Raw genomic sequence first — 26,619 nt, 5'->3', positions numbered from 1 at the left:
TTCTCTATTAAGGACAGTTAATCAAGCAGCGTGGCTAAACACTCTAAATGTCATATTAAATGATTTTACACTCATATTCTTTAGCTAAAAGGGTTGAGGTTTTGACTTAAAAGCGACTACTCAGTCCTTTGTAATCCAATACATAAAATGCCCAAGTAATACCAAGCTACGTACTGCCATAAACCCACAGAAAGCCAACCATAAGCCAGATAACCCAAAGCTATCATTCAGTTGATCAATTACTAAATAGGTTAACAAACCCAATAGCACGCTGTTACGCATGACATCTGTGCGGGTTAAGCCCACGTAGACACCGTCTAATAAGTAGCTGACTGCGGCAAATAATATGGCAATACAAACCCATGGTAGGTGTTGCAAGGCTAAATCAGTTACAGAGGCCAAGCTTGTTAATAACCCTAGTATTGCGCTGCCAAAAAATCCATAAACTAGGACTAAGAGCACAGTCAGCAACAAGCTCCAGAGCGCGCTGACTATCACCACTTGCTTCAGATGTGCTCGACTTTTTGCACCAACACTTTGTCCTACCAATGCTTCTGCCGCGTGAGCAAAACCGTCTAAGGCAAAAGACGCAAACAATACCAGCTGCATTAAAATAGCATTAGCTGCCAAACTATCGGCACCAAATTTAGCGCCTTGTGCAGTGAATATTGCCATTACCAATAGCAATGCCCAAGTGCGAACTAACAGTTGTTGATTCACTTGCATCAGGCGTTTATATGAGCTCCAGCGGATTAAGTTTCTGCCCAAAGGCAAACCCCAGCGTACTAACTGTTTTTGTGTTAACCATAACCCTAAAGTTAAAGTGCAGTAATCTGCTATTACAGAGGCCAGTGCTACCCCTTTTACTTGCCAGCCTAGCCCTAAAACAAACCAGAGATCTAACAGCATGTTTAGGCTGTTACCCAGTACCAACATCAAGAGCGTAAATCGACTATTTTGTTGTGCTAAGAACCAACCTAGTAAGACATAGTTGATAAGAACAGCAGGTGCTGACCAGATTCTGACCTGAGCATAATCAAGCGCCAGCTGTTGAACGGCAGGTTCACCACCGATTAGCTTCAGTCCTATTTTTAGCAAAGGTATTTGAGCCGCTAATAGTAGCAGCGCAATCACAGCAGCCAGTAAAACCCCTTGCTGTAAAGTTTGCACTACTTGAGCAAAGTTCCGCTGCCCTACCGCCTGTGCCGTGACACCTGTGATACCCATTCGTAAAAAGCTAAAACCCCAAAAGACAAAGCTTAAAACACTGGCGCCTAAGGTAACCGCAGCTAGGTAATCTGCTGAGGCCAAATGCCCCATTACCGCTGTATCGACTAAGCCTAGCAATGGCACACTGATATTTGAGAGTACAATAGGGGCTGCTAAAAGGTAGATTTGATAGGCCAGCTTAAGCACAAGACACCTTAGTTTGCGGTTTGTGACTGCACCGAATGCAAGGGCAAAAAAAATGCAGCGCCATTAATAGGGCGCTGCATTTCTTCTGACATCAAAAAAGATAACGCTGCCAATAACAGGCAACTCATCAATTTAGCCTAAAGAGGCTTGGATGATGTTGTACTTATCCATCAGCTCATCTTTACTTTCAACATGAGTAGGATCTTTAGGAATACACTCAACTGGGCAAACCAATACGCACTGAGGCTCGTCATAGTGACCTACGCACTCTGTACACAGGTTTGGGTCGATTTCGTAAATTTCATCACCCTGAGAGATTGCACCATTCGGGCATTCAGGTTCACATACATCACAGTTGATGCATTCATCAGTAATCATCAAAGCCATAACGCTACCTCACCAAAAGCTAATCATTTTAATCATTTTTAAACTGTTCTTTTAACGCTTGCTCTACAATGGGATGGGTAAATTTACTGACATCACCATTAAGGCTTGCGATCTCTCTCACCAAGGTTGAGGAGATATAGGAGTTACGCTCTTCCGGTGTTAGAAAAATACTTTCTACATCTGGAGCCATGGCGCGATTTAAGTTCGCCAATTGCAACTCATATTCAAAGTCAGATACCGCACGTAAACCGCGCATCACAACGCGTACCTGCTGTTGTGCTAAAAACTCGGTTAACAAACAGTCAAAGCCACATACTTCCACATTGCCGTAGCCTGCAACGACAGCTTCTGCCAATTGCACCCGTTTCTCTAACGAAAATAACGGTTTTTTCCGTGGACTGGCCGCTATTGCGACAATCACTTTGTCAAAAATTTTGCTGGCCCGCTCAATTAAATCGGCGTGACCATTGGTAATCGGGTCAAACGTTCCGGGGTATACAACCGTTTTCATCGCTTCATCCTGCTTAGGCGCGGGTTTCGAAGAGGCTGAATGTTAAACAAATTGCCGCAACGGTACAAACTTCTCTGCGCTATATCCTTATAGCCAATTCCGGCAACAGCAGCCTCCAACAAGTTATCCTTGTTTGGATTGTGGTTTAAATTAGTTAAAATCGCAGCGAAGCACATTAACATATCCTAAAACAGATGCTTTGATTTAGATTAGCACGACTATAGTCGGCTACAGTCTGTCACAGTTTTAGGTATAGATTAATGGTATATTTACAATGCTTTTAATAACAAAAACATAATAATAAGCAATAAAGTCCGAAAAAATCACTTTAAAGCCAAAAGCAAAGGCCACCTGAGACCTTAAACCCGAGAAAAACACCGTGAAAACTAAAGACCGGATTGTACATGTCGCACTTGAGTTGTTTAATGAATTTGGTGAGCGAAAAATCACTACCAATCACATTGCCGCTCACCTAAAAATATCCCCAGGTAATCTGTATTACCACTACCGCAATAAATCAGACATCATCGCGCGCATTTTTGATCAGTATGAAACTACGGTGGCGGGCTTATTTGATCTACCTCAAGGACGTCATATCACCTTAGAAGACAGAGCAGTTTTAACGGAAAAGTTACTCGATCTTCTATGGAATTACCGCTTCATGCACCGAGATTTGGTGGGAATGCTTGAAAATGATGAGGCGCTACACCAACGTTATCAGGCTTTTGCAAATCATGCGACGGACCAAATTGCGATGGTCTATCAACGGATGTGTGACAGCGGTTTTATGCAGATGACACCTGAGCAAATAAAGCCTTTAGCTTTGAATGTTTGGTTGCTTTGCACTGGCTGGGCGAACTATCTACGTACCGCGCGAGGCATTTCAGAAGAGGAGATCACGCCAGCACACTTAAACCAAGTGATCTACCAACTGACTTATCTTGAAATGCCCTACCTAACAGAAGTGACTAAAGAAGAGACCGAGCAATTATTAGAGCAGTTCAAACCATTTTAAATTAGCCTCTACTCTATCGGTGCTGAATCGCGCCGGTAGAGTCGACATATCACCTGCCCTGCTTTCTTCTCTTTGCGCAGCTGCCAACTGCTGGGTATATCTGATAGGGCAAGATCTTTTTCTGCCTCTAGATAGATCCATGCATCATCTGCCAGCCAGCCTTTTTGCTCTAACGTGGCACAGACAGGTGCAAGCAAGCCTTTCCCAAAAGGGGGATCAAGAAAGATAAGATTAAAAGGTGATGCCGGAGCCTTTGATTGAGACAGCCAAGACAGGGCATCAGTTTGATGTACCTCTGCTTGAGTACACTTTAGCACTTCTAGGTTTTGGCGAAGTTGACGTACAACTGGTGTGTAAGTATCTAGAAATACAGCTGAGGCGGCTCCTCGTGATAGCGCCTCAAATCCCAAAGCACCACTGCCCGCAAATAGATCCAATACTTTGGCCCCTGAAACAGAATAGGCCAGCCAATTAAATAGAGTCTCCCTTAAACGATCTCCTGTTGGGCGTAGTCCTTCTCCATCAGGGAAGCTCAGCTTTCGGCCACGCCATTCGCCCGCAATAATTCGCAGTTGATTTTGGCCTCGACCTGCGGTTTGACTAGTAGCGGAAGATTTGGAATTCGGTTTTGGCATAACAACTCTAACTTGTGGCTGATGGATAGTATCGGAAGAAAACAGCAGGCAATTCGATTAAAAATGCTGAGAAGGGTCAATTATACCCCTCCTTGGTCTGACAAAGCGTTGCAGATTGTACCCCCCATGCGTGACAAGTGGTAGGATAGCGCCCTGCCAATTTTCGTATCACACACACAGAATTTGACTCATGTTTGACTTCTTCAAACGCAAAAAAAATAAAACTGCACAACCAGAGGCTCCTGAAGCTAAAGTTGAAACTCAACCAGAAGCGCCCGTGCAGCCTGTAGCAAGCCCGGAATCAGCGGTGCCTGAAACCGTTGTTGAACCGGCAACGCCAGTTGCAGTTGAGCAAGCGCCTGCTGTGGTTGAGGCTACTACAACGACGCCTTCCATAACCTCTGCGGCAATACCTGTACCCGCTTCAACAGAAGCAACAGAGCAAGCCGAGCTGGAAGTACCGGAAGTAAAAGCACCAGTACCAGAAATACAGGCCGCTCCTGAACAACCTAAAAAAGGGCTGTTTGCGCGTATTAAAGCGGGCTTAGGGCGCACTCGTGCGAACTTAAGCGAAGGTCTAGCGAATCTGTTTTTAGGTAAGAAACAGATTGATGATGATCTACTGGAAGAGATTGAAACTCAGCTTTTAGTATCTGATATCGGTGTTGAAGCCACTACCGCAATTATTGACCGTTTAACAGAGCGCGTCGCCCGTAAGCAACTTGACGATGCCCAAGCGCTTTATCAAGCCCTAAAAGAAGAACTACGGGCAATGTTAGAACCTGCGGACAAACCGCTGGTGATTGACAGCGCCCATACTCCCTTCGTTATTTTAATGGTGGGTGTAAATGGTGTAGGCAAAACTACCACAATTGGTAAGCTGGCCAAGCGCTATCAAAGTGAAGGTAAAAGCGTCATGCTGGCCGCTGGGGATACTTTCCGCGCAGCCGCTGTAGAACAGCTACAAGTTTGGGGTGAACGCAATAAAGTGCCTGTTATTGCACAGCATACAGGGGCTGATAGTGCCTCAGTTATTTTTGATGCGATTCAGGCCGCCAAAGCCCGTAAGGTGGATGTTTTAATTGCTGATACCGCTGGTCGCTTACAGAATAAAAGCAACTTGATGGAAGAGTTGAAAAAAGTCACTCGCGTAATGAAAAAGCTAGATGACAGCGCTCCCCATGAAGTGATGTTAGTGGTAGACGCTGGCACAGGCCAAAATGCATTATCACAAGCCAGCTTATTCAATGAGGCCGTAGGTTTAACAGGTATCACCTTGACTAAACTTGATGGCACGGCCAAAGGCGGTATTATTTTCGCCTTAGCCAAAGAGATGGAGATCCCGATCCGTTATATCGGTGTGGGTGAGCAGGTTGATGACTTGCGGCCATTTGATGCCAATGAGTTTACCAATGCGCTTTTCGATCAATCTACAAGCGCTTAACACTTTATCTTTCAACTGAGCCGTGCTGTTAGCCGTGCGTCACAAGCAGCAGCACCGACTCCCAAACTGAATTGCAGGATGCCATGATCCGCTTCGATAACGTCAGTAAACGCTACGAAAACGGGCATGAAGCCCTTCGGCAACTGAATTTTTCTATCGCACCCGGCGAAATGTGTTTTTTAACGGGGCACTCTGGTGCGGGTAAAAGTACGCTGCTAAAGCTGATTATGCGCATGGAAAATGCCTCGCAAGGTCAGGTTTTTATCAACGGACAGAACCTATCCCGTATGCGAGCAGGGCAAGTACCTTACTTGCGTCGCAATATTGGTGTTGTGTTTCAGAACCACCAACTGCTTTTCGACCGTACTGTTTTTGACAATGTAGCCCTGCCGTTATTAATTGAAGGTGCAGAGCCTAACGATATTGCCCGCCGTGTACGTGCTGCCTTAGATAAAGTGGGGCTACTGAAAAAAGAAAAGCTAAACCCGATTATGTTGTCAGGTGGTGAACAGCAGCGCGTTGGTATTGCCCGAGCAGTGGTGAATAAGCCACCGTTGCTATTAGCGGATGAGCCTACGGGTAACCTTGATCCTCAGCTTTCGGCAGAGGTGATGCATCTTTTTGAGCAGTTTAGAGAGGTTGGCGTAACTGTTTTGATCGCCACTCACGACTTAGGTTTGGTGGCGCGTATGGGGCACCGAGTACTCACCCTGCATCATGGTGAATTGGTAAATGGAGGTGATGTGTGAGTGAAGTAGGTAAGCCTCATCATCGGGGGGCTGTTACACGCTCCAGCAGTACCAGCAATACTGGCTCAGTAGCTAAAGCGGGTGCAAGTCACCATCAGGGCGCTACTACTGCTAAAAAGCAGGCACCTAGAAAGCCTGTAACAGAGCCTAGTGCGGGTGCCAGTCAGTCGCATATTAAAACCAAAAGCAAACTCAACAGTTGGCTACGACACCATCGCATGATGGCATTGGATAGCTTATGGCGAGTATTGAAAGCACCAATCGCCAGCTTGATGACATGGGCGGTACTTGCTATCGCTATTGCGTTACCAACAGGCTTATATCTGTTCCTAAGTAACGCGCAATTGGTGACGAGTAACTGGGATGGCGCATCACAAATGTCTTTATTCTTAAAGATGAATGTCACCGAACAGAAGGCAGAGAAACTGGCAGATGAGCTGCGCGAGCGCGGCGATATTGCCGCCGTGCAATATATCTCCAAACAGCAAGCGTTGAACGAATTTAAAGAGTTCTCAGGTTTTGGTGGTGCGCTAGATTATTTAGATGGCAACCCGCTACCTAGCGTCCTAATTGTACGTCCTGCGGCATTGGCAGGTAATATTCAGCAGCAAGAACAACTGCTACGCAGTTTACAAGCCTTGCCAGAAGTTGATGAAGCCCAGCTAGATTTGGCTTGGGTGAAGCGCTTGTATTACATCATGGAGTTAAGTCAGCGCATGGTGAGCGCATTAGCGGTCTTGCTTGGTATAGCCGTATTGCTTGTGGTGGGTAACACCATTCGTTTGGCCATCGAAAATCGCCGAGATGAAATTGTTGTTGTCAAACTGGTTGGTGGCACTGATGCTTTTGTGCGTCGCCCTTTTTTATATACGGGCATCTGGTACGGTTTAGGTGGAGGCATCATGGCATGGGGGATTATCAATATTAGCCTGTTCTGGCTTGATGGTCCCGTTAAGGCATTGGCAAGTGTTTATGCCAGCAGCTTCGAGTTGGTAGGTCTGAACTCTGGTGATTCTTTAGTATTGATTCTTTCGGGCGCAATTTTAGGGTGGTTAGGCGCATGGTTGGCCGTAGGTCGCCATTTGGGTGATATCGAACCTCGTTAGCGGTAAATCATTGCTCGTAATTTAAGCCGTCAGTCGACAATTGGCTCAGAGTAAATACTCAGAATTAATATTTGTTTTACATGGCAGCTCTTTACCAAAGCAACTAAAGTAGTGTACGTTATTGAACGCTTTATACCTGTAGTGAACTTTTTGCACTCTGTTGGTTCAGATAACTTGAGTCACTCAACGAGAAAACGAGGTTGTATGAAAACTAGCCTACAAACTGTTGATTACCTTTCACCGGGTCAGGATTTGAATGCTTATATTCAGATCGCCAACAGCTTCCCTGTACTTTCTGTAGAGAAAGAGCAGTCTTTGGCTCGTCGTCTGCAGGAGCACGGAGATATCAGTGCTGCTCGCGAACTGGTTTTGTCGCATTTACGCTTTGTTGTTCATATTGCCAAAAGCTACTCTGGTTATGGTCTAGCACAAGCTGATCTGATTCAAGAAGGCAATGTGGGCTTGATGAAAGCTGTTAAACGTTTTGATCCCGATGTTGGTGTGCGCCTAGTGTCTTTCGCGGTGCATTGGATCAAGGCTGAGATTCACGAATATGTTCTGCGCAACTGGCGCATCGTGAAAGTTGCCACCACTAAAGCACAGCGTAAGTTGTTCTTTAACTTACGTAGCGCCAAAAAAGGTCTGGGTTGGCTGAACAACGCTGAAGTTGATGCCATCGCACAAGACCTTGATGTGAAGCCGCAAACGGTTCGCCAAATGGAAAGCCGATTGAGTGCTCATGATGCTTCATTTGACGCTTATGCTGACGATGATGATGAGCAGGCTTACCAAGCACCTGCACACTATTTAGAAGATCATAGATATAATCCTGCTAATCAGTTAGAAGCTTCTGATTGGGCGAGTGACTCCTCTAGTCGATTGCAATTTGCTTTAGAGCAGCTAGATGAGCGTAGCAAAGACATTTTGCAGCAACGCTGGCTAAACGATGATAAAGCCACACTGCACGAGTTGGCGGCAGTTTATGGTGTATCTGCTGAGCGTATTCGCCAGCTTGAAAAAAATGCCATGAACAAAGTACGTAAACTTATGGAGCAAGAGCTTTAAAGCTCTAATCTCTAATTTGTTATGATTTAAAAAACCGCTCGCCTGAGCGGTTTTTTTGTTTATATCCCCATCAAAACTATTCGGCAGCAACTTTAAACAGTATAGGTCACACTTTATGAGTGATATGACCTCTAGCTTATTGTCTTTATTATTAGATTGATCTAATATATTGGGTAGTTCATTATCCTAGACTGATTGCGTCGAGCAAAACTCGACCTCAACAGGAGCCAATATCCATGTTAAAGCCCAATACGCCACAGTGGTTATTACTCGCCACTCTGTTTGCTTCATCGGTATCCAGTGCCCAAGCTTTAGAGACTTTACGGGTTGAAACCAAGGCTATTACACAGAATATTCAACTCAATGGTTTAGTTGAGGCTGTACGCCAAAGCACAGTGGCAGCACAAACCGCGGGAACTGTGAGCGCAATTTATTATGATGTTGATGATCAGGTCAGCCCAGGCAACGTTCTCTTGCAAATCAGCGATACAGAACAGCAAGCTCGTTTTGAACAAGCGCAAGCGGGATTGCGAGTGGCGCAAACTAACCTGACTAATGCTGAGCAGAACTTTAATCGTATCGACAGCATTTATAAAAAACAGTTGGCTTCTCAGTCTCAATATGATCAAGCACGTAACCAGCTTGATTCAGCAAAGGCCAGCTATCGTCAGGCCAACGCGGCATTGAAAGAATCACAAAAGCAAGTGTCGTATACCAAAGTCATTGCCCCTTATGGTGGCTTGGTCACAGAGCGTCATGTTGAAGTAGGTGAGGTCGTTGCCCCAGGCTCACCTTTGATGAGTGGCGTTGATTTAAGCCAGTTACGTGTAAATGTTGATCTGCCACAAAGCTATGCCACTACTGTACGCCAAAATAAACTGGCTGAAGTCGCGTTGCCTTCCGGTGAGATGTTGGCGGCAAAAGGCATGACGATTTTTCCTTATGCAAACAGCAACACTCACAATTTCCGCGTTCGTATTCATCTACCTGAAAATATTCAAGGGCTGTATCCCGGCATGAGCGTAAAAGTTTCTATGCCATTGGGAAGTCAGCAGCGCATTATGATTCCTGCACAAGCGATTGTGGTACGCAGTGAATTGCGTGCGGTTTATGTTTTGGATCAACAGCAGCAACCACAGCTACGCCAAGTGCGCCTTGGTCAACGTCAAGGGCAAGAGGTTGAAATTTTATCAGGGCTGCAAGTGGGTGATCAGATTGCGCTAGACCCTAACGAAGCGCTCAACCTAATCAATACTGCGAGGGTTGGCAAAGATGCATGAAGATAAAAAGCTGGGCATATCTGGCTTAACCGCCAGAGCCTTCCAAAACACCGAGATTACACCGTTACTGGCAATTGTTGGTATGTTGCTCGGCTTGTTGGCGATTTTAATCACACCAAAAGAGGAAGAGCCTCAAATTGATGTGACTTTTGCTAACGTATTCATTCCATTTTATGGTGCATCGCCTGTTGAAGTTGAACAGCTAGTTTCCTCTCCTGCCGAGCAAGTACTGGCAGAAGTGGAAGGGGTTGAACATGTTATGTCCGTCTCGCGCGCAGGCATGTCGGTGTTAACCGTGCAGTTTGAAGTAGGCATTACCCGCCAAGAAGCGATTGTGCGTTTGTATAACCAAGTCATGTCTAATATGGACTGGTTACCGCAAAACTTAGGGGTTGGCCAACCCTTAATTAAGCCTATGGGTATTGATGATGTACCGATCATGTCGCTGACACTTTGGTCAGAAAATGATCAGATTGGTGGCCATGAATTAAAAAAGATCGCTCATAATCTTGAGATTGAACTTAAACGTGTCAAAGGCACCCGTGACGTTTATACCATCGGCGGCCCTGATAGCGTGGTACAGGTAAAGCTTGACCCTGTGCGCTTATCAGGCTTTAACATCAGCTTAGATGCGCTGCGTAATGCGCTGAAAAGTGGCAATACCACAGGGGCTGAAAGCCAAATTGTACAGAACAATCAAATTATTCCAGTGCAGGCGGGGAATTTTTTAACCAATATCGAAGAACTTAAACGTTTGGTGGTGGGGCTGAATAAGGGAACACCTGTTTACTTAGAAGATGTAGCCGACATCATTAAAGATGCCGATGTAGCAGAAAAAAGTGTTTTCATGGGTTTAGGCCCTGCGTTTAACACCGTAGAAGAGCAGTTTAACAAGCAAAACAGGCTATTTCCGGCGGTGACTATGGCCATTGCCAAGCAACCTGGTCAAAACGCTATTGATATTACAGAGGGCATTAATACCCGCTTACAGCAGCTGGAAAACGTTGCTTTGCCTGAGGGCGTGCACGTTACAGTAACTCGTGACTATGGTGAAACAGCTAACAATAAGTCTAATACCTTAATCTCTAAGCTGATCTTTGCCACAGGCTCTGTTGTATTGCTGGTGTTTGCTGCGTTGGGCTGGCGTCAGGCGTTAATTGTGGGGCTTGCGATTGTTATCACCTTGATGATCACCCTGTTTGCTTCGTGGGCGTATGGCTTCACTTTGAACCGTGTTTCGCTATTCGCGCTGATCTTCTCTATTGGTATTCTGGTGGATGATGCCATCGTAGTGGTGGAAAACATCCACCGACATTTAGAGATGGGCGGAAAGTCCATGCGCGAAGCTATTCCGCTGGCAGTAGAAGAGGTTGGTGGCCCTACCATTTTGGCAACTTTTACTGTAATCGCCGCTTTAATGCCGATGGCGTTCGTTACAGGCTTGATGGGGCCTTATATGAGCCCTATTCCAATTAACGCCAGTATGGGCATGTTGATCTCGTTGGTGATCGCATTTGTGGTTACGCCTTGGTTAGCATTCAAATTACTCAAGCATGAAGCAAAAGAGCATTGTGCAGAGCCAGAACACGATGTGACCAATACCAAGATGTTGCGCTTTTTCCGCACTTTGCTGACGCCATTTTTACGGGATAAAAAAGGTCGTGGTATGCGGGCATTGCTAGGTATTTCGGTGGTGGCGCTAACCTTGGCCGCCGCTGCATTGCCTGCCACTTTATCTGTCGTACTGAAGATGCTGCCTTTTGACAACAAGTCAGAACTGCAAGTGGTAGTGGATATGCCAGAAGGTACACCCGTTGAGATGACCCAGCGCGTGTTATTAGAGCTTGGCGAATATCTGCAACAGGTGCCAGAAGTGACGCACTACCAAACTTACGCGGGCACCGCAGCGCCCATCAACTTTAACGGTTTAGTGCGCCAATATTACCTACGTGAAGCGGCACATAGTGGTGATATTCAAGTTAACTTTGTGGATAAAGCACATCGTGACCGCAAAAGTCATGAGATCGCGCAAGCCATTCGAGCGCCTTTACAGGCTATTGGTGAGCGCTATAACGCCAATATTAAAGTGGTTGAAGTACCTCCAGGCCCACCCGTAATCGCACCATTGGTCGCTGAAATATATGCGCCAGACAGTGCGTTGATGGATCAAACAGCCAAAGCCCTGCGTGCTCGTCTAGAGCAAACAGACGGCATTGTGGATGTTGACGATATGATCGAAGCGCCCGCTAAAAAGTACAGCCTACAGATTGATCGTGAAAAAGCTGCACTGCTAGGGGTTGGGCAACAAACCATCGTTTCAGCTATTACCACAGCTTTGGGTGGTGAGGATGTGAGTTTCTTACATGAAAACCACATGAAGTATGCACTACCTATTCGCTTAGAGCTGAGTGAAGCGGATAAAAGCAACCTAGAGCAGTTTTTAACGCTGAAAGTGAATAGCCAGTCTGGGCAGATGATTGCATTATCTGAGCTGGTCAAATTGAGTGAAACCCAGTGGGAGCGCACCATCTATCACAAAGATCTATTACCTGTAACTTTCGTTACTGCCGATATGGCAGGGGAATTAGACAGCCCGCTATATGGTATGTTCGACCTGATTGGTGCCTTGAAGGATAAGCCACTGTTTGAAGATAAAACCTTAGATCAGTTCTTTATCAAACAGCCCGAGTGGCCTTTAGTACCTTCCGTGAAGTGGGATGGTGAGTGGCAAGTGACTTATGAAACTTTCCGCGATATGGGGATCGCCTATGGTGTTGGTATGATTTTGATCTATATGCTGGTGGTGGCACAGTTCCGCTCTTATCGGGTGCCGTTGATCATCATGACGCCGATTCCGCTGACCATCATTGGCGTGATGCCGGGCCATGCTTTACTGGGTTCACAATTCACCGCTACCTCAATGATTGGCATGATCGCCTTAGCGGGGATTATCGTGCGCAACTCTATCCTGTTGGTAGACTTCATCAACCAACAGCTAGAAGAAGGCATGTCGTTTGAGGAAGCGGTCATTCAGTCGGGAGCTGTACGTGCAAAACCGATTGTTTTAACCGCACTGGCGGCTATGGTTGGCGCACTGTTTATTCTGGATGACCCGATCTTTAACGGTCTGGCTATCGCGCTGATCTTCGGTTTAACCGTTTCAACGCTGCTGACTTTGATCGTCATTCCAGTGATGTACTACGCCTTTGCACCGAAGCGTATTAAAGATTTGGATCAAACTAAAGCAGTGGCTAAAACAATCTAACTTCTACTTCTTTTAGTTGTAGATTGTTGACCCTAAAGCGCAAAAAGCCATCTTATCGATGGCTTTTTGCTGTCTAGTGCATATTAAGAGTAGGTGCATTATGCACTGGCTAGCTCTTTTAAAGCCTGTAATTCATTCTGGCAGAGGTTAAAGTCGAGCATGTTATTGATGCGGCAATAAAACTCTTCAACTGTAAAGCCTTTGTACATAAAGTCGTTGGCACCGCACTTTAATATTTGTGCCGGAATCTGCTGGTCCATATGCCCAGAAATTCCCATCACGGGTAGCTGCATCGCACTGTAGCTTTTCCGAATTTGGCGAATCACTTCAAAGCCGCTCATTTTGGGTAATTGGTAATCCAATAGCACAATCGAAAGATCATTACGGCTGTTGATAATTTCTAATGCCTCCTCGCCTGTGTTCACAGTAATCACCGAGTAGTGGTGGCGAGAGAGTAGTACACGTAGGTAGGTGCAGTAAGTGGGAGAATCATCCACAACCAGCACTTGATGTTGCTTATTACAAAGTAAGCGCTTTACTAAGCTGACCACAGCATGTAGGCCGTCTGGGTCTTTAAAGAAGTAATCGACCACATCTTTAGACATGACTTTATGACGGGTCTCTTCATCAAGGGCGCTGGTTAAGGCGATAGCAGGTACATTGGACTCTAGGGCAATATCAAGCATTTCACCCTGTGGTGCGTCCTCTAACACTAGACCGCTGATAATTGCTAGGTATTGGTCGGGATTGTCATTTAAGAGTTGTGCGGCTTCACGACAGCTTCGCACGGAATCAACGCTAAGTTGTGCAATCTCTTTACGCAACGTATCTGCAAGCACATCGCGGAAAAAAACTGAGTTATCCACGACTAGAAGCTTCGCTCTTACAGTACTGGATAGGGTCGGCATTACAGCATCCTAGTCAAACCAAAAAGATCAGGGCTTACTCTCTTAAGCCCTTAACGCATTAAGTAGTATTTGAGTTTATATCATCAGTTTAAACAATTATTGCTCATAAATACTGTTTAAACGGAAACAAGTACAGGTTTTAAAAGGTCTTTAGCCAAGAAAGCCCACTGCTCTGGCCAAAACTCAACTGGTGACCGACCATTGCGAGAAAACTGTATAATACGACCTTCAATAATCGTGAGTAATAGTTGGGCTGTTGCAGATACAGGCATTAGGCTTTTCATCTGGTCGCGAATTTCTGCTTCACGCAAGACTTGCTTGAGTTGAGTTTCTAAACGCTCATAAAACTGAGAGACCCTAGCCCGTAAACGCTCAGACTCTCCCACTAAAGCTTCACCTGTCATAATACGGCAAAGGCCGGGGTTTTTGTCGGCAAAAGCCAGTACCAATGTCAGGATATGTTCACAGCGATAGATGGCCTGAGGTTCATCCTGCAAGATGCGATTGATACGACTGAATATCGTGTCTTCAATGAACTCAATCAGGCCCTCATACATTTTGGCTTTGTTGGCAAAATGGCGATATAAGGCTGCCTCAGATAAACCGACCTCTTTCGCTAATGATGAGGTGGTAATCCGACTTCCCGGATTATTCTCCAGCATTAGCACCAGCGCCTGTAAAATTTGATCCCGACGGGATACTTTTAGCTCTGTTTTCTTAGCAGCCTGTGTCATATTCTTTCCAAATTGCCAACGGGTGATCAGTTTTCCTGATTGGTGATCAGCGTACCGACACCTGCATCAGTAAATATTTCTAACAAGGTGGCATGTGGGACTCGGCCATCAATGATATGCGAGCTGATCACGCCATTTTTAACTGCGCTTAACGCACAATCAATTTTAGGCAGCATGCCACCATAGATGGTGCCATCTTCAATCAGGGCATCCACTTGTTCAGTGCTCAAGCCCGTTAAGATATCACCGTTCTTGTCTTGCAAACCTGCCACGTTGGTTAATAGCATCAGCTTTTCTGCTTTCAGCGCTTCTGCAATTTTTCCTGCGACTAAGTCTGCGTTGATATTGTAAGAGCGTCCCAGATCATCAACCCCAATCGGTGCAATTACCGGAATAAAGTCGCGGCTGACCAGCATATCCACAACATCGGTGCACACGTCGTCTACTTCACCTACATGACCGATATCAATGATTTCAGGTGCGGTCATTTCAGGGGTTTTATGGGTTACTTTCAGCTTTTTCGCTTTAATTAGGCCGCCATCTTTACCTGTTAAGCCCACCGCTTTACCACCGCTTTGGTTGATCAGGCTAACAATCTCTTTGTTCACCAAACCGCCCAATACCATCTCCACAACATCCATTGTGTCGTTATCGGTGACGCGCATGCCATTCACGAAGCGAGACTCAATTTTCAGCTTTTCAAGCAGCTCTCCAATTTGAGGACCACCACCGTGTACCACAACTGGATTGATACCCACTTCTTTCATCAACACGATATCACGGGCAAATGACGCTTTCAGATCTTCATCTGTCATCGCATTGCCGCCGTATTTGATAACGATGGTTTTACCTGAGAAACGCTGAATATAGGGCAGCGCTTCACTGAGAATTTTGACCACTTCTATAGCGCGTGCAGTATTTGTGCTCATAGTGTTCCTGCTAGCTCGTGAGAGTATCGGGTTAATTCAATGTTATTGTCGACCAGAGTGCCCAAAACCACCGGCACCGCGATCTGTTGCTTCAAAATCAGTCACAATGTTCAATTGGGCTTGCACAACGGGCACCAGTACATATTGTGCCAGACGTTCACCCGGTTCCAGCGTGAACGCGGTTTGCCCACGGTTCCAGCAAGAGATCATTAACTCCCCTTGGTAGTCAGAGTCAATTAAGCCCACCAAGTTACCTAATACAATACCGTGCTTATGACCTAACCCTGAACGAGGCAAGATAATACCAGCTAGTTTAGGATCTCCAATATGGATTGCTAAGCCTGTGCCAACTAAAACCGTTTGTCCTGGTTCAATAGTGATGGCCTCATCAATACAAGCGCGCAGATCCATACCAGCCGAACCTTCAGTGGCGTAGCTTGGTAAGGGCAGTTCAGTGCCAATTTTAGGGTTCAGAATTTTTACGTCTAAGATGCTCATCATTTTTCGCTGTGTTTAGAAACCTAGTTTGCGATTAGGCCGATAGGTTTAGGTCAAAGTCATTGTGATTAAGTTTGTGGTCAGTGCTATGCATTAAATCGCTTTATTTGCTTCAAATTGCTCAACAATACAATTGATTAGCTGGCTCGCTAGAGCCTGCTTGCTGGCCTGTTCTGGTTGATGGCGCTGTACGCCATTGTGAGAGCGCCAAAGCACCGTCACCGCGTTCTGATCGCTGTTAAAACCGATATCTGTGCGTGAGACGTCGTTAGCAATGATCATATCTAAGTTTTTACGCTGTAGCTTGTCTGCTGCATAAGCTTCTACCGCTTGTGTTTCTGCGGCAAATCCTACGGTAAACGGACGCTCAGGGTGTCTAGCAATTGTCGCCACAATATCGGGATTTTGTACTAAGCGTAAAACTAAGTCTGTTTCACCCTGTGCTTTTTTCATTTTCTGCTCAGCGACTTCTGCCATCCGATAGTCTGCTACTGCTGCTGCCGCAATAAAAATATCGGTTTGTGCAACTAAGGCTAAGCTTTGCTCAAGCATCTGTTCGGCACTTTGCACCCCGTAGTGCGTCACGCCCTCTGGTGCTTGTAACTGCACTGGGCCTGCAATCAGGTGTACTGTTGCACCTGCACTCAGTGCGGCCTCTGCCAAAGCAAAGCCCATTTTACCAGAGCTATGGTTACTGATGTAGCGTACAGGATCTAGAGCTTCCCGTGTTGGCCCTGCGGTAATTGTCACCACTTTACCTGCTAAGGGGAGTGTCTGGCTGATGACATGAGAGACTGTGGTCTTTACCGCTTGAATCTGTGCCATATTGGCAACTACTTGGCTATAAATTTGCTCAGGCTCTAACATGCGGCCAGGTCCAACATCGCCACAGGCTTGCTCGCCTTGAGCTGGGCCAATTATCTGAGCGCCATACTGTTGCAATAGCTCAAGATTGCGCTGTGTGGCGGGATGGCGCCACATGGCTTGATTCATGGCTGGGGCAATTAATAGCTTCGCCTCGCTGGCTAAGCACAAGGTGGTGAGAAGATCGTCGGCCATACCAGCAGCTAAACGTGCCATCAGATCTGCACTGGCTGGGGCGATTAAAATCATATCTGCCCACTTTGCCAGCTCAATATGACCCATACCTGCTTCGGCCTCTGGGTCAAGTAGGCTAGTGTGTACAGGATTTCCTGAAAGTGCTTGAAAGGTGAGCGGGGTGATAAAAGCCTGTGCTCCCTGCGTCATTACCACACGCACTTCTGCGCCAGCTTTGACCAACAAACGAGTGAGCTCGGCTGATTTGTAAGCAGCAATACCACCGCTTAAACCCAATAGCACCCGATAACCTTGCAGCATGAAGCACCCTCATGATATCTAAAATTACGTCTAGCAGCCCTGTCATAAAACAGGTGCTGAAAAAGGGCTACAAGATAGCATGAGCGCTGTTTTCAGGTAAGAAAAAATAAAGCTTTATTGGTCTTATGGCTGCTAGCAAAAAGACATAAACTGGTCTAAAAATGTAGAGCTGCCCACAGGAGTAGTGGGTTTTACTCAGACCGATAGGGAGATCATTGATGTCACTAAAAGACTGGCCAGCAGAAGATCGGCCAAGAGAGAAACTACTACAACAAGGTGCTCACAGCTTAACCGATGCTGAGCTTCTGGCAATTTTTTTACGCACGGGGGTTACAGGTAAAAACGCGGTAGAGTTAGCCCGAGATTTACTGCAAGGTTTTAATGGCCTTCGTCCTCTGTTAGAAGCAAATCTTGACCTGTTTTGTAGCCATCATGGTTTGGGGCCCGCAAAATATGTACAACTGCAAGCCGTTTTGGAAATGGGGCGGCGTCATCTGTTGGCACGATTGCAAACTGGTGAGGCGCTGACCAGTCCACAGTTGGCTCAGCAATATCTAGTGACACAATTGCGTCATCATGATCACGAGGTGTTTGCCTGCCTTTTCATGGATAATCAGCATCGAGTGCTCGCTTTTGAGCCTTTATTTCGCGGAACCATTGATAGCGCAAGCGTTTATCCTCGAGAAGTGGTAAAAAGGGCGCTGGCTCATAATGCGGCAGCTGTTATCTTCTCGCATAATCATCCCTCGGGAGTTGCCGAGCCCAGCTCAGCGGATGAACGCATCACCGAAAAATTGAAACAAGCACTGGCATTAATTGATGTTCGTGTGCTTGATCACTTTATAATTGGCAATGGTGAAACGGTTTCACTTGCCGAACGCGGCCTGATGTAGATAATGGCCGCCATTGATCTTAAAAACTCCGTTTTTATAGGTTTTTTAGGTCAAAAAACAGAAAAACATTGTCAGTGCGTGGGTCTTCTGATATAACGATGCGCCTTTAATTTACGGGTTGAAGCAGGGCATCGAATCCCCCGGCTGATTCCCCAGGTTTCTTAATTAAGACGCCTACGCTAGCGGCTGGAGGCTAGAAAATGTCCAAGGTTTGCCAGGTTACCGGGAAGCGTCCTGTGACCGGAAATAACGTATCACACGCTCAAAACAAAACGCGTCGTCGCTTTGTTCCTAATCTTCACACGCACCGCTTTTGGGTAGAAAGCGAGAAGCGTTTTGTGAAACTACGTGTATCTGCTAAAGGTATGCGTGTAATTGATAAGCAAGGTATCGAAAAGGTACTTGCTGACATTCAAGCTCGCGGCGTTAAGCTGTAAGCATTGAATTAAGGAGCAAATGAGATGCGTGATAAAATCAAGTTAGTATCATCTGCAGGTACTGGTCACTTCTATACCACTACCAAAAACAAACGTACTACACCAGACAAACTTGAATTCAAAAAGTTTGATCCTGTTGTACGTCAGCATGTGATGTATAAAGAAGCAAAAATCAAATAAGATTTTTGCTTTTGAAAGAACCCGGCTTGTCCGGGTTTTTTTATGCCTGCATAATATCCGACTATTCAAGTTGGATATAGTCGCACAGAGAGTCGCCATGCCTGAACTACCTGAAGTAGAAACCACCCGACGCGGCATCAGCCCGTACTGCGAACAACAACAGATCTGTGCGCTGACTGTGCGCCAAGCCCAACTGCGCTGGCCGATTCCCGCTGACTTGGAGCAAAAATTGTTAGGGCAATCTATTGAGCGCATTGAGCGCCGAGGCAAATATCTGCTGTTTATTCTACCCAATGGCACACTACTGGTTCACCTTGGTATGTCGGGCAGCTTGCGGGTGATGCTGGCAGCGGAACCTGCGGGCAAGCACGATCATGTGGATATTGTATTGGCCAGTGGTGCAACACTGCGTTATCACGACCCCCGTCGCTTTGGCGCAGTGCTCTGGACGAGCGAACCCATCTCACAGCATAAGCTGTTGGTTAAACTAGGCCCTGAGCCGCTCTCAGAGCGTTTTACCGCTGATTATCTACTCGAACGCTGCCGCAATCGTAGAACACCGATCAAAAGTTTCATCATGGACAGTCATGTGGTGGTAGGCGTGGGCAATATCTACGCTAACGAAGCCTTGTTTTTATCCGGTATACATCCTCAGCGTCTCGCAGGCACTTTATCCACATCAGAAGCGGAAGAGTTAGTGCTGCAAATTCGCCAAATTTTAGCCAAGGCCATTACTCAAGGCGGCACCACCTTACGCGACTTTGTCGGGGGGGACGGCAAACCCGGTTATTTCGCCCAACAACTGAACGTTTACGGTAAATCAGGTCAAAACTGCGTGCAGTGCTCAAATCAGCTGCAAGAGATCCGCCAGAACAATCGTAGCACTGTGTTTTGTCCACAGTGTCAGCCTTTAAACCTCACGCCATAAGGTCATACCATGTACGCCGCCATCAAACATATCCATCTACTCACTGTTGCCATTAGCTTAGGTCTGTTTTTACTGCGCAGTGTTTGGATGTTATTAGACTCGCCTCAACTACAAAAACGTTGGGTAAAAATTCTGCCGCATATAATTGATACCGCACTGCTTGTGAGCGCCCTTTCGCTGTGCGTGATCATTGGACAATACCCATTTGCAGAGGGCTGGTTGACTGCAAAAGTCTTGGGATTAGTGGCCTATATTGTTTTTGGCACCCTTGCCCTAAAACGCGGCAAAACCAAAACGATTCGAACGGCCGCCTTAGTTGCAGCGTTCATCAGTGTCGCTTACATTGTAGGTGCAGCGATTAAACACAGCCCCATGTCATGGTTAGGTTAATCCTGTTACGGACATCGAACCCATCAAGATAAGGTTTTTCAGCTATGCGTATCGCAGTGTTCAGCGCCCAACCCTACGACAAAGTCTACTTTGAGCAGGAAAATGCCCATCACCAGCAAACGCTAGTGTATTTTGAACAGCGCCTGAACCGCACTACGGCGACACTCTGTCAAAATTTTGATGCGGTCTGTGCCTTTGTGAATGATGAGCTGAATGCTGAAGTGCTCACTCAGCTGAAAAGCCAAGGGGTGCGCTATATCGCGCTACGCTGTGCAGGCTTCAATAATGTTGATCTTGCAGCGGCCAAAACCTTAAACCTGCCAGTGGTGCGTGTGCCTGCCTATTCACCCGAGTCGGTAGCTGAACATACCATTGCACTGATTATGACCCTGAATAGGAAAACACACCGTGCGTTTAACCGTGTGCGTGAGTGTAATTTTGCGCTGAATGGCCTACTAGGTTTTAACCTACACGGCAAAACCGTAGGTCTGATTGGTACAGGACAAATTGGTCTTGCTACTGCGAAGATTTTGAACGGCTTTGGCTGCAAGTTACTGGCACATGATCCCTATGAAAATGCCGATTTTATCGCTTTAGGCGGCCAGTATTGCGATTTAGCAACCTTATATCAGCAAGCTGACATCATCAGCTTACACTGTCCGCTCAGTGCCGAGAGCCATCACTTGATCAATGCCGAAGCGATTTCGCAGATGAAGCAGGGTGTGATGCTGATCAACACCAGCCGAGGCGGATTGGTGGACACCCATGCCTTAATTCAAGGTCTGAAAAGTCGAAAGATTAGCGCCCTTGGTTTAGATGTGTATGAGCAGGAAAGTCAGTTGTTCTTCCATGATCATTCAGGGGAGATTATTGATGATGAGTTGTTTGAGCGCCTGCTGTCGTTTCCCAATGTGTTGATCACAGGACACCAAGGCTTTTTTACAGAAGATGCGTTGACTCAGATTGCACTTACCACACTCAACAACCTTGACCAGCTTGAGCGCCAACAGACCTGTCCGAATGAACTTACGCAAAATATTTGAAAAAAGACTAATCAAGCAGTTTTGTAGATGAAAATAATTCTCAAAAACTCTTTACAGGCTTAATGAGAAGTATTATTATTTGCACATGCTTAGCGATAAGCATTAAACCAAAGATTTCAGGTTCAGGTTCCAGATATTAATGGTTTATCTCCTCATCAAGCTAATCACGGTCTTGCCCAGTGGATCCCCTTCCACTGGGCGTTTTTTTATCTATCAATGAACTCATCGTTTAAGATAAATAAGTTAAGGCAAGCGCTGAACCAGTGCGACCAGTAAGCGCCAAAACTCTTCTACGGATTGCAGCTCTACCCGCTCCTCTGGTGAGTGCGCGCCGCGAATCAGCGGGCCAAAGGAGATCATATCCAGTTGTGGATATTTTGCCCCGATGATGCCGCACTCTAACCCCGCATGAATCACTTTCACCTGAGCAGGTTCGCCCATCAGTTCGGTGTGACAAGCTTGGAAGTGGCGCAGCAGTTTGGATCGGCTGTTGGGTGTCCAGCCAGGGTATGCGCCATCAAAGCTGACATTGGCCCCGATCAGATGGAAACAACTGCGAATGCGCTCCGCCAAGGCTTGGGTCGCGCTGTCTTTTAATGAGCGTACCAGTAAGCAGCTTTGCAGCAGGCCGTTGGCTAGGAACACAATACCAAGGTTGTTAGAGGTTTCGACGACACCTGAAAAGCCGCTGTTACTCATCTGCTCTACGCCGCAGGGTACGGCATTCAGCACGTTAAGCAGTTTACGGGTATCCTCCATTGAAAGACCTTGTTCAGCCTGCGTGACTTGGCTGCTCAGTTGCAGAGGGTTGTCGGTTTCTGCAAGCTCTTGGTTAAACAAGGTGATACTGGCATTCAATGCACTTAAAGCGGTTTGATGCAGCTCGGTGGGTAAGCTGATGGTAGCCTGAGCTTCACGAGGAATGGCATTGCGTAGAGTGCCGCCATTGAAGCTGATCAGTTGAAAAGGCACTTGTTCTTGCAGACGAGTCAGGGCGCGCACCAATAGACGATTGGCGTTACCACGGCCTTTATCAATGTCTAAGCCTGAATGGCCACCTTTGAGCCCTGTGATCTGAAGGCTTAAAGCCTCTGGACTGAAGCTAGGGCTTAGGCTGAATTGGTGGTCAACATTCACATCAACGCCACCTGCACAGCCTACGTACACATCACCTCTGTCTTCAGAGTCTAAATTCAGCAGCCATTTGCCTTGCAACCAGTCGGCTTGTAGTTCTAATGCGCCGCGCATACTGCTCTCTTCTTCGATGGTGAGCAGTAATTCAATTGGCCCGTGTTCGATCTCATCACTGGCCAAAATTGCCAAGCCTGCCGCGACACCTAGGCCGTTGTCGGCACCTAAGGTGGTGTCTGTGGCCTGCAACCAACCCTCAACGATGCGGGTTTGAATCGGGTCAGTGATAAAGTTATGTGCGGAGTTTTGGTTGGCTTGCGGCACCATATCCACATGGCCTTGAATCACAATAGTCTGGCGCTGTTCACAGCCTTGAGTGGCAGGTTTGCGAATCAGTAAGTTGCCCGCTTTGTCTTGTTTGTATTCTAAACCTTCAGACTCGGCCCAAGCTTTTAGCTTTTGAATAATTTGGTGTTCATACTTAGAGGGTCTTGGCGTATCGGCCAGCAGCTTAAAAAATGACCACAGTGGCTGCGGTGATAGCTCTGTTAAATGATGGTTCAGTGTTGGCATACATCTACTCTCAAAGTCGTTCGGCGTTATTATCGCAGATTGTGCAAATAACGGTTTTCTAAATGTTGGCGGAAGTAGCTGGGGTTGAGTGCTTCTCCGCTGGCCTGCTGTACTAACTCGGGTGTGGTGAGAAAGCTGGCTTGCTGCCAAATATGTTGGTTTAACCATTGGCTGATTTGACCGAGATCCCCTTGGGCGATCTGGTTTTCTACCTGCGGCAGTTGCTGCTGAATGCAGTGGAACCATTGTGCCGCATACATCGCCCCTAGGGTATAGCTTGGAAAGTAACCAAAGCTACCATCGGTCCAGTGGATGTCTTGCATGCAGCCATCTTTATAATTGCCTGCGGTATTCAAGCCCAGATAACGCTGCATATTGGCTTGCCATAGGTCGGGAATATGTTCGACTTCAATCTGGCCTTCGATCAAAGCTTGTTCGATTTCGTAGCGTAACATGACGTGAGCGGGATAGGTCACCTCGTCGGCATCAACCCGAATCAAACCTGGCTCAACGCGGGTGTAAAGTTGGTAGAGGTTCTCTGGATCAAAGGCAGCCTGAGCGCCAAAGATGCGTGAGATTTCAGGTGCAAGGTGACTTAAAAAGCTGCGACTACGGGCGATCTGCATCTCAAAAAACAGGCTTTGGCTTTCGTGAATGCCCATTGAACGTGCTTCTGCTACGGGTTGCCCTAGCCAGTTTTTGGGCAGGTTTTGCTCATAACGGGCGTGTCCTGTTTCATGGATCACTCCCATTAAACTCTCAGCAAAGCTGTCGGTGTTATATCGGGTGGTCAAGCGTACATCTTCAGGCACGCCACCACAGAACGGGTGGCTGCTGACATCTAAACGCCCCGCGTCAAAGTCAAAGCCCAGCAACTGCATCGCATATTGTCCCAGTTGTTTTTGCTGCTCAATGCTGAACGGCCCTTGGGGTTGAGTAATGACTTGGCTTTTTTGCTGAGTTTGCACCTGTTGAATCAGGTCTGGCAGCCATTGGCGCAGATCGCCAAATACGCGATCAACTTCAGCACTACGCATACCCGGTTCATAGAGATCCATCAGCGCATCATAACGGGACAGTCCGGTTTGTTCTGCGCGTAAACTGGCTTCCTCTCGACTGAGTTGAACCACTTCTTTTAGATTTTTGGCAAAGCCTGCCCAGTCATTGTCGATCCGCTGTTGTCGCCAAGCGTGCTCACATTTGGCACCCGCTTTGCTCTGGGCTAAAACAAGGGATTCTGGCAATGCTTGGGCGTGAGTCAGCTGACGCTTGATCTCTCGCAGATTGGCCTGTTGCTCGTGGGTCAGTGTTTCCTGTTCAGCCGCATTTAACCAATCATAAACTTCGCTCGCAGTGCTGATGCGGTGGCAGAGTCCGCTGAGTTCAGCGATGGCATTGGCACGAGCATCGTTACCTTTAGCCGGCATCATGGTGGCCTGATCCCAGCCCGCAATACTGAGCAGATGACGATAATGGTGTAGTTGCTGGAAGCGTTCACTCAGTTGTTGATATGACATAAAACAGCACCTATTCAGTTTATTAAGAGGCGTTTATCGGAAATTTAAAATATAAGCGCAAAAAAATTGCATCAAGTCACAGATATTTACATCTAAGTATGGGATTCTAAACGGGTTGTTGTACAGACAGTGATCAAGTTTTGTGAGGCTTTTATAGCGTTATCCTATTCATCGCGGGGTTGCTTAAGGTGTTAAGAAGCAGTTTTTTGATCTTACTTTTATTACCCACTTTGGCTTGGTCTGCGGGGCGGCACGGCTATTTAGGGCTTCATGCAGGCTCATTAAATGCGACAGGGATAGAGGGGGATCAAGCGAATCCTGTGATTTTTAGTTTAGGCCAGCGTTTAAGCGCAAGATTTGCATTTCAGCTTGAGTACAGTGTTGCAGAAAGTTTTAAAAGCCAAGTGAGTAAGCAGGGTAAAACTGAAACTTGTTTAGTGGACTACAGCACGCAAGCAGCATATTTGGTATTGATTCAAAGTGCCAGTAGTTGGATCGATTACAGTGCTAAATTGGGTTATTTAAAGGCCGACTACAACTTTAAAAATGCCGACATCAGCAACCAAGCCAAAGAGGCGTTCAACAGCACCAACTTAAGTTACGGCTTGGGCTTAGTGTTAAAGCTGAATAATCGTATCGGTCTGATTGGTGAATACACCCAGCTGAGATCTGATGCCTATCATCTCTCCGCTGGGGTTGAACTGAGCTTCTGAACTTTATCCGCTTACGCTCAGTGTATCGCGTTATAGCGCGTCTAAGGCTTCGCTGAGTTTGGTCACACCGATTACCTCCATGCCCGCAATAGCCGCTTTGGGGGCGTTACCTTTAGGCACAATGGCTCGTTTGAAACCGTGCTTGGCCGCCTCTTTGATCCGTTCTTGACCACTGGGTACAGGGCGAATCTCACCGGATAAACCCACTTCGCCAAAAATTACCAAATCGTGAGGCAAAGGTTGATTGCGTAAGCTCGACACCACCGCCAATAACAGTGCCAAATCCGCACTGGTTTCCAGCACTTTAACGCCACCCACCACGTTCACAAAAACGTCTTGATCACCCGTAAATAAGCCACCATGACGATGCAGAACCGCCAGTAGCATGGCCAAACGGTTGCTGTCTAAACCGACACTGATCCGCCTTGGGTTGCTCATGTGGGATTCATCCACAAGCGCTTGAATCTCCACTAGCAAAGGGCGGGTGCCTTCCCATACCACCATCACCACACTGCCGGGGGCATCCTCTTGCTCACGGCTTAAAAAGATCGAACTGGGGTTTTTCACCTCTTTTAAACCGGTTTCCAGCATGGCAAACACGCCCAGCTCATTCACCGCACCAAAACGGTTTTTCTGGCCGCGCAGGGTACGAAAACGACTGTCGCTGTTGCCCTCTAACAGTAAAGAGGCATCAATCATGTGCTCCAACACTTTAGGCCCCGCCAAAGAACCATCTTTGGTGACATGCCCCACCAGCAGCAATACCGTGCCCGTTTGCTTGGCAAAACGGGTTAATGCCGCTGCACACTCGCGCACTTGGCTGACACTGCCGGGGGCAGATTGAATATCTTCAAGGTGTACCACTTGAATCGAATCTACCACCATTACCTTCGGTTTCATCTCTTCAGCGGTGGCAATAATCGCCTCAACACTGGTTTCCGTCAGTAGCTTTAAACCTTGTGTAGGCAAGTTAAGGCGCTTGGCACGCATCGCCACCTGCTGTAATGACTCCTCCCCCGTGATATACAAAGCAGGCAACACTTGCGACAACTGACATAACGTCTGTAGCAGTAAGGTCGACTTACCCGCCCCCGGATGACCACCAATCAGAATCGCCGAGCCGGGCACCATACCGCCCCCTAAGACTCGATCAAACTCACCAATGGTGCTGCTAAAGCGCGGCAACTCTTGCAGATTAATCTCAGACAAGTCCTGCAACTGCCCCGCGGCAGACCCCGCATAACCACTGCGGGCAGCGCTGTTACTACTGCTACGAGACGCCGTACCTAAACGCACCTCTTGCACCGTATTCCACTGACCGCACTGGTTACATTGACCTTGCCACTTTTGATAATCTGCCCCGCAATCAATGCAGACAAATCCGGTTTTTGCTTTTGCCATGAAGATGCCTTTTTAAAAGCTTTTGCAACTGAGTTATGGGTAAATATACAGTATATTGGGGTTTTGTAGTAAAGATTACCAATTAATCAGGCTATCCGGCAATTTGGTACAA

26 protein-coding genes are annotated in these 26,619 nt (G+C 46.9%); 14 read left to right on the top strand and 12 right to left on the bottom strand.

Annotated elements, in window-relative coordinates; all coding sequences use genetic code 11:
- Positions 1-120 precede the first annotated feature (120 nt).
- From B5D26_RS05880 to coaD, 3 genes are all read right to left on the bottom strand, one after another.
- Positions 121-1,416: an MATE family efflux transporter gene (locus B5D26_RS05880; protein ID WP_078744803.1), complete on the bottom strand. Its 1,296-nt coding sequence runs from the start codon at positions 1,414-1,416 to the stop codon at positions 121-123.
- 132 nt (positions 1,417-1,548) lie between these two features.
- A complete protein-coding gene (locus B5D26_RS05875; RefSeq protein WP_078744802.1) occupies positions 1,549-1,803 on the bottom strand; it encodes a YfhL family 4Fe-4S dicluster ferredoxin in 255 nt (84 codons plus the stop codon).
- Positions 1,804-1,831: 28 nt separating this feature from the next.
- The gene (gene coaD, locus B5D26_RS05870; RefSeq protein ID WP_078744801.1) at positions 1,832-2,314 is read right to left on the bottom strand and encodes a pantetheine-phosphate adenylyltransferase; all 483 of its coding nucleotides are present in this window, start codon (positions 2,312-2,314) and stop codon (positions 1,832-1,834) included.
- Positions 2,315-2,693: 379 nt separating this feature from the next.
- Between coaD and B5D26_RS05860 the strand changes: the two genes are divergently transcribed.
- Entirely contained in the window at positions 2,694-3,329 is a 636-nt protein-coding gene (locus B5D26_RS05860) for a TetR/AcrR family transcriptional regulator (RefSeq protein WP_078744799.1), read from the top strand.
- 8 nt (positions 3,330-3,337) lie between these two features.
- On the opposite strand, the gene rsmD is transcribed toward B5D26_RS05860, so the two are convergent.
- A complete protein-coding gene (gene rsmD / locus B5D26_RS05855; RefSeq protein WP_078744798.1) occupies positions 3,338-3,964 on the bottom strand; it encodes a 16S rRNA (guanine(966)-N(2))-methyltransferase RsmD in 627 nt (208 codons plus the stop codon).
- A gap of 190 nt (positions 3,965-4,154) precedes the next feature.
- Between rsmD and ftsY the strand changes: the two genes are divergently transcribed.
- From ftsY to B5D26_RS05825, 6 genes are all read left to right on the top strand, one after another.
- On the top strand, positions 4,155-5,408 hold the full coding sequence (gene ftsY / locus B5D26_RS05850; RefSeq protein WP_078744797.1) for a signal recognition particle-docking protein FtsY: 1,254 nt from the start codon (positions 4,155-4,157) through the stop codon (positions 5,406-5,408).
- 83 nt (positions 5,409-5,491) lie between these two features.
- Positions 5,492-6,157: a cell division ATP-binding protein FtsE gene (gene ftsE / locus B5D26_RS05845; RefSeq protein WP_078744796.1), complete on the top strand. Its 666-nt coding sequence runs from the start codon at positions 5,492-5,494 to the stop codon at positions 6,155-6,157.
- Positions 6,154-7,263: a permease-like cell division protein FtsX gene (gene ftsX, locus B5D26_RS05840; protein WP_078744795.1), complete on the top strand. Its 1,110-nt coding sequence runs from the start codon at positions 6,154-6,156 to the stop codon at positions 7,261-7,263. Before ftsE ends, ftsX begins: the two co-directional genes overlap by 4 nt.
- Positions 7,264-7,467: 204 nt before the next feature.
- Positions 7,468-8,328 (top strand): RNA polymerase sigma factor RpoH, encoded by an 861-nt coding sequence (gene rpoH / locus B5D26_RS05835; RefSeq protein WP_078744794.1) that lies wholly within the window; start codon positions 7,468-7,470, stop codon positions 8,326-8,328.
- Between the two features lie 236 nt (positions 8,329-8,564).
- Positions 8,565-9,608, top strand: coding sequence for an efflux RND transporter periplasmic adaptor subunit (locus B5D26_RS05830; RefSeq protein WP_078744793.1), 1,044 nt, complete (start codon positions 8,565-8,567; stop codon positions 9,606-9,608).
- Entirely contained in the window at positions 9,601-12,873 is a 3,273-nt protein-coding gene (locus tag B5D26_RS05825; protein ID WP_078744792.1) for an efflux RND transporter permease subunit, read from the top strand. The genes B5D26_RS05830 and B5D26_RS05825 overlap by 8 nt, the downstream gene beginning before the upstream one ends.
- Before the next feature lie 98 nt (positions 12,874-12,971).
- Here B5D26_RS05825 and B5D26_RS05820 read toward each other — a convergent pair whose 3' ends face one another.
- From B5D26_RS05820 to coaBC, 5 genes are all read right to left on the bottom strand, one after another.
- Positions 12,972-13,781, bottom strand: a complete 810-nt coding sequence (locus B5D26_RS05820; RefSeq protein WP_078744791.1) for a response regulator — start codon at positions 13,779-13,781, stop codon at positions 12,972-12,974.
- Between the two features lie 116 nt (positions 13,782-13,897).
- Complete coding sequence (gene slmA / locus B5D26_RS05815; RefSeq protein WP_078744790.1) at positions 13,898-14,515, bottom strand: nucleoid occlusion factor SlmA; 618 nt, start codon at positions 14,513-14,515, stop codon at positions 13,898-13,900.
- Between the two features lie 26 nt (positions 14,516-14,541).
- On the bottom strand, positions 14,542-15,444 hold the full coding sequence (gene argB, locus B5D26_RS05810) for an acetylglutamate kinase (protein ID WP_078744789.1): 903 nt from the start codon (positions 15,442-15,444) through the stop codon (positions 14,542-14,544).
- Between the two features lie 42 nt (positions 15,445-15,486).
- Positions 15,487-15,942, bottom strand: a complete 456-nt coding sequence (dut, locus tag B5D26_RS05805) for a dUTP diphosphatase (RefSeq protein ID WP_139776624.1) — start codon at positions 15,940-15,942, stop codon at positions 15,487-15,489.
- Positions 15,943-16,035: 93 nt separating this feature from the next.
- Positions 16,036-17,301 (bottom strand): bifunctional phosphopantothenoylcysteine decarboxylase/phosphopantothenate--cysteine ligase CoaBC, encoded by a 1,266-nt coding sequence (gene coaBC / locus B5D26_RS05800; RefSeq protein WP_078744787.1) that lies wholly within the window; start codon positions 17,299-17,301, stop codon positions 16,036-16,038.
- A 218-nt stretch (positions 17,302-17,519) separates the two neighbouring features.
- Here coaBC and radC point away from each other — a divergent pair, with 218 nt between their 5' ends.
- From radC to B5D26_RS05770, 6 genes are all read left to right on the top strand, one after another.
- The gene (radC, locus tag B5D26_RS05795) at positions 17,520-18,194 is read left to right on the top strand and encodes a RadC family protein (RefSeq protein WP_078744786.1); all 675 of its coding nucleotides are present in this window, start codon (positions 17,520-17,522) and stop codon (positions 18,192-18,194) included.
- Between the two features lie 200 nt (positions 18,195-18,394).
- Complete coding sequence (rpmB, locus tag B5D26_RS05790; protein WP_078744785.1) at positions 18,395-18,631, top strand: 50S ribosomal protein L28; 237 nt, start codon at positions 18,395-18,397, stop codon at positions 18,629-18,631.
- 24 nt (positions 18,632-18,655) lie between these two features.
- Positions 18,656-18,811, top strand: coding sequence for a 50S ribosomal protein L33 (gene rpmG / locus B5D26_RS05785; RefSeq protein WP_078744784.1), 156 nt, complete (start codon positions 18,656-18,658; stop codon positions 18,809-18,811).
- A gap of 97 nt (positions 18,812-18,908) precedes the next feature.
- Entirely contained in the window at positions 18,909-19,739 is an 831-nt protein-coding gene (gene mutM, locus B5D26_RS05780; RefSeq protein WP_078744783.1) for a bifunctional DNA-formamidopyrimidine glycosylase/DNA-(apurinic or apyrimidinic site) lyase, read from the top strand.
- Between the two features lie 9 nt (positions 19,740-19,748).
- A complete protein-coding gene (locus B5D26_RS05775) occupies positions 19,749-20,129 on the top strand; it encodes a SirB2 family protein (protein ID WP_078744782.1) in 381 nt (126 codons plus the stop codon).
- A gap of 44 nt (positions 20,130-20,173) precedes the next feature.
- Positions 20,174-21,172, top strand: coding sequence for a 2-hydroxyacid dehydrogenase (locus B5D26_RS05770; protein ID WP_078744781.1), 999 nt, complete (start codon positions 20,174-20,176; stop codon positions 21,170-21,172).
- Between the two features lie 243 nt (positions 21,173-21,415).
- On the opposite strand, the gene B5D26_RS05765 is transcribed toward B5D26_RS05770, so the two are convergent.
- Both B5D26_RS05765 and B5D26_RS05760 read right to left on the bottom strand, forming a co-directional pair.
- A complete protein-coding gene (locus B5D26_RS05765) occupies positions 21,416-22,876 on the bottom strand; it encodes an aminoacyl-histidine dipeptidase (protein WP_327196249.1) in 1,461 nt (486 codons plus the stop codon).
- Between the two features lie 29 nt (positions 22,877-22,905).
- Positions 22,906-24,393 carry a carboxypeptidase M32 gene (locus B5D26_RS05760; protein WP_078744780.1) on the bottom strand — a complete coding sequence of 496 codons (1,488 nt, stop codon included), beginning with the start codon at positions 24,391-24,393 and terminating at the stop codon, positions 22,906-22,908.
- Between the two features lie 206 nt (positions 24,394-24,599).
- Between B5D26_RS05760 and B5D26_RS05755 the strand changes: the two genes are divergently transcribed.
- The gene (locus tag B5D26_RS05755) at positions 24,600-25,106 is read left to right on the top strand and encodes an outer membrane beta-barrel protein (RefSeq protein WP_159445603.1); all 507 of its coding nucleotides are present in this window, start codon (positions 24,600-24,602) and stop codon (positions 25,104-25,106) included.
- A gap of 30 nt (positions 25,107-25,136) precedes the next feature.
- On the opposite strand, the gene radA is transcribed toward B5D26_RS05755, so the two are convergent.
- The gene (gene radA, locus B5D26_RS05750) at positions 25,137-26,507 is read right to left on the bottom strand and encodes a DNA repair protein RadA (protein WP_078744778.1); all 1,371 of its coding nucleotides are present in this window, start codon (positions 26,505-26,507) and stop codon (positions 25,137-25,139) included.
- Positions 26,508-26,619: the final 112 nt, after the last annotated feature.

Source organism: Oceanospirillum multiglobuliferum (genome assembly GCF_900167095.1).
In the GTDB taxonomy this organism is placed as follows: domain Bacteria; phylum Pseudomonadota; class Gammaproteobacteria; order Pseudomonadales; family Halomonadaceae; genus Oceanospirillum; species Oceanospirillum multiglobuliferum.
The sequence above is the reverse complement of the archived record's forward strand: the minus strand, read 5'-3'. Positions and strand labels throughout refer to the sequence as shown.

What these genes read in the sequence shown, in the direction of transcription:
- radA (WP_078744778.1), bottom strand. Translation starts at nt 26,507, where the DNA reads ATGGCAAAAGCAAAAACCGGATTTGTCTGCATTGATTGCGGGGCAGAT.
- B5D26_RS05775 (WP_078744782.1), top strand. Translation starts at nt 19,749, where the DNA reads ATGTACGCCGCCATCAAACATATCCATCTACTCACTGTTGCCATTAGC.
- rpmG (WP_078744784.1), top strand. Translation starts at nt 18,656, where the DNA reads ATGCGTGATAAAATCAAGTTAGTATCATCTGCAGGTACTGGTCACTTC.
- slmA (WP_078744790.1), bottom strand. Translation starts at nt 14,515, where the DNA reads ATGACACAGGCTGCTAAGAAAACAGAGCTAAAAGTATCCCGTCGGGAT.
- B5D26_RS05820 (WP_078744791.1), bottom strand. Translation starts at nt 13,781, where the DNA reads ATGCCGACCCTATCCAGTACTGTAAGAGCGAAGCTTCTAGTCGTGGAT.
- mutM (WP_078744783.1), top strand. Translation starts at nt 18,909, where the DNA reads ATGCCTGAACTACCTGAAGTAGAAACCACCCGACGCGGCATCAGCCCG.
- rpoH (WP_078744794.1), top strand. Translation starts at nt 7,468, where the DNA reads ATGAAAACTAGCCTACAAACTGTTGATTACCTTTCACCGGGTCAGGAT.
- B5D26_RS05830 (WP_078744793.1), top strand. Translation starts at nt 8,565, where the DNA reads ATGTTAAAGCCCAATACGCCACAGTGGTTATTACTCGCCACTCTGTTT.
- ftsY (WP_078744797.1), top strand. Translation starts at nt 4,155, where the DNA reads ATGTTTGACTTCTTCAAACGCAAAAAAAATAAAACTGCACAACCAGAG.
- B5D26_RS05825 (WP_078744792.1), top strand. Translation starts at nt 9,601, where the DNA reads ATGCATGAAGATAAAAAGCTGGGCATATCTGGCTTAACCGCCAGAGCC.
- B5D26_RS05770 (WP_078744781.1), top strand. Translation starts at nt 20,174, where the DNA reads ATGCGTATCGCAGTGTTCAGCGCCCAACCCTACGACAAAGTCTACTTT.
- B5D26_RS05760 (WP_078744780.1), bottom strand. Translation starts at nt 24,393, where the DNA reads ATGTCATATCAACAACTGAGTGAACGCTTCCAGCAACTACACCATTAT.
- coaD (WP_078744801.1), bottom strand. Translation starts at nt 2,314, where the DNA reads ATGAAAACGGTTGTATACCCCGGAACGTTTGACCCGATTACCAATGGT.
- dut (WP_139776624.1), bottom strand. Translation starts at nt 15,942, where the DNA reads ATGAGCATCTTAGACGTAAAAATTCTGAACCCTAAAATTGGCACTGAA.
- ftsE (WP_078744796.1), top strand. Translation starts at nt 5,492, where the DNA reads ATGATCCGCTTCGATAACGTCAGTAAACGCTACGAAAACGGGCATGAA.
- rpmB (WP_078744785.1), top strand. Translation starts at nt 18,395, where the DNA reads ATGTCCAAGGTTTGCCAGGTTACCGGGAAGCGTCCTGTGACCGGAAAT.
- radC (WP_078744786.1), top strand. Translation starts at nt 17,520, where the DNA reads ATGTCACTAAAAGACTGGCCAGCAGAAGATCGGCCAAGAGAGAAACTA.
- B5D26_RS05875 (WP_078744802.1), bottom strand. Translation starts at nt 1,803, where the DNA reads ATGGCTTTGATGATTACTGATGAATGCATCAACTGTGATGTATGTGAA.
- argB (WP_078744789.1), bottom strand. Translation starts at nt 15,444, where the DNA reads ATGAGCACAAATACTGCACGCGCTATAGAAGTGGTCAAAATTCTCAGT.
- B5D26_RS05765 (WP_327196249.1), bottom strand. Translation starts at nt 22,876, where the DNA reads ATGCCAACACTGAACCATCATTTAACAGAGCTATCACCGCAGCCACTG.
- rsmD (WP_078744798.1), bottom strand. Translation starts at nt 3,964, where the DNA reads ATGCCAAAACCGAATTCCAAATCTTCCGCTACTAGTCAAACCGCAGGT.
- coaBC (WP_078744787.1), bottom strand. Translation starts at nt 17,301, where the DNA reads ATGCTGCAAGGTTATCGGGTGCTATTGGGTTTAAGCGGTGGTATTGCT.